Source organism: Mesorhizobium sp. M1E.F.Ca.ET.041.01.1.1, assembly GCF_003997355.1.
GTDB lineage: Bacteria > Pseudomonadota > Alphaproteobacteria > Rhizobiales > Rhizobiaceae > Mesorhizobium.
In genome coordinates this window covers 1-1,872 of the sequence record NZ_RZSL01000877.1, presented here as the reverse complement: position 1 = coordinate 1,872, position 1,872 = coordinate 1, and the positions used below count along the sequence as shown (strand labels likewise).

The following is a 1,872-nucleotide window of genomic DNA, read 5'->3' as shown; positions in this document are numbered from 1 at the left end:
TAGATGCACTGCTCATGCACAAACGGCGTCGTCGATCGTAGACCGAGTTTCTGCGGATTGCTGCATCCTATACGGTCCTCTATCGCCAGTGTTTCCAAGCAGCATAAGAATGCTATTCGTGTCTATCATCGCTTGGAGAACGGACCCGTGAAACTCAGAATAGTTATTTGCCGCAGCGATTGATTATGCAATCGGTTGCCTAAGGTGGGGTAACGGGCCTCTGGCGCCGAGGCTAGACTTTCGGTCGAGGCAGTCGTCCCTCACAATGGATGGTGTGAACGGCGTCATGGCCGCAGCCAGCGCCAAACCTCAAGGAGAGATGACCGTGGATTACTATGCCGGGATTGATGTGTCATTGGAATGCTCAAGTGTCTGCGTGGTTGATGGGCTGGGCAAGATTGTGCGGGAAGCGAAGGTGCCGAGGGAGCCGGAGTCGCTGATCGCCTGGTTTGCGGCGCTCGAAGTACCGCTTGCACGGATTGGCCTGGAGGCAGGGCCGCTGTCGCAATGGCTATTTGCTGGACTGCAGGCGTCCGGGTGGCAGTGGAGCTTCTCGAGATGCGCCGCGTGCGCGACGCCTTCAAGGCGATGCCTGTGAAGACGGATCGCAAGGATGCGCGGCATTGCACAGCTCATGCGGCTTGGCTGGTTCCGCCCAGTGCACTGCATGTCTCTACTGGCACAGGAGGTCCGCGCCCTGCTGACCACGCGCAGGCTCCTGCAGTCGAACCGGCGCGATGTTGAGATGTGCATCCGCTGAGCTTGCGCGGCTTTCGCTGAACGTTGGCCTGACGACGCCAAAGACGTTTGAACGGCGGGTTCGCGAACTGGTCGCCCATCATGACACGCTGGAGCAGATTGCCGAGGCTCTTCTCAAGGCCCGAGCAGTGCTGCTGTGCGAGTTCAAGACGATCGAGAAGCGTCTTGTCGGTTGGCGCGTCGCTATGCGCAGGTGCGCAACCTGATGAGCGTGCCCGGGGGTCGGGGCTTTGGTAGCGCCGGCATTTTTCAGCGACCATCGACGACCCGTTGCGCTTTCGCTCGTCCCGGATAGTGGGCGCCCATTTCGGCCTGACGCCGAGGAAGTACCAGTCTGGCGAGACCGACGTGACGGGGCGCATCTCCAAGGTCGGCGAGCATGGGGTGCCTGTGGCGCTCTACGAGCCAAGGTGATGCTGACGCGACCGGTCAAGGGCTCGGCCTTGAAGTCCTTGGCGCTTGCTGTGGCGAAGCGGGCCGGGATGCGAAAGGGCCAAGGTTGCACTTGCGCGCATGCTGGCGGTGTTCTGCACCAGATGAGTGAGCGCATTCTGCAGACAGGCCGTCCTGCGGCAGTCGTGTCGTGAAGCGTTCGATGAGAGGATAAGGAGGAACACGGCGAGCATCGACACCAGGTCCCGCGATTACGACGTCCCTTGCCGGGACGGTGGCTCCGGTTAGGCCGCTAAGACGGGAGCAGCTCGTTTGATGACTGCGCGTCTCTAGATGAAGAGAGCGTCGGTCAGCTTGATGCGCGGCGCGGAGACCCCGGCTCGCGCCATGACAACCATCGAGACGGGCCAAGAGGGACTGTCAGGAATTCCGTGTGCGGGCGGGCATAATGGGTAAAAAGGATTCCCACTATGACCCGACGCAAAGAACCTGCGATCCCGAATGACCTTCTTGACCAGTTGTTGGCAGGAGGGGCGGCCAGTGCAGCCTTCGAACAGGGCGGGCTGCTGGATTCGCTCAAGAAGGCTCTGACGGAGCGCGCGCTAAACGCGGAGATGGACCATCACCTTGCCGGCGGCGAAGACGCTGGCAATACGCGTAACGGCTACGGCCGCAAGACGGTGACGACCGAGACCGGCAAGCTGGAGATCGATGTTCCGC

3 protein-coding genes are annotated in these 1,872 nt (G+C 61.1%); all 3 read left to right on the top strand.

What is annotated here, in order from left to right; translation table 11 throughout:
• Positions 1 to 286 precede the first annotated feature (286 nt).
• A complete protein-coding gene (locus EOA38_RS35350; protein WP_127301396.1) occupies positions 287 to 598 on the top strand; it encodes a hypothetical protein in 312 nt (103 codons plus the stop codon).
• A gap of 431 nt (positions 599 to 1,029) precedes the next feature.
• Positions 1,030 to 1,173 carry a transposase gene (locus tag EOA38_RS35345; protein WP_245481002.1) on the top strand — a complete coding sequence of 48 codons (144 nt, stop codon included), beginning with the start codon at positions 1,030 to 1,032 and terminating at the stop codon, positions 1,171 to 1,173.
• A gap of 449 nt (positions 1,174 to 1,622) precedes the next feature.
• Positions 1,623 to 1,872 (top strand): transposase (locus EOA38_RS35340; protein ID WP_189435132.1); only part of this gene is annotated, 250 nt, incomplete at its 3' end.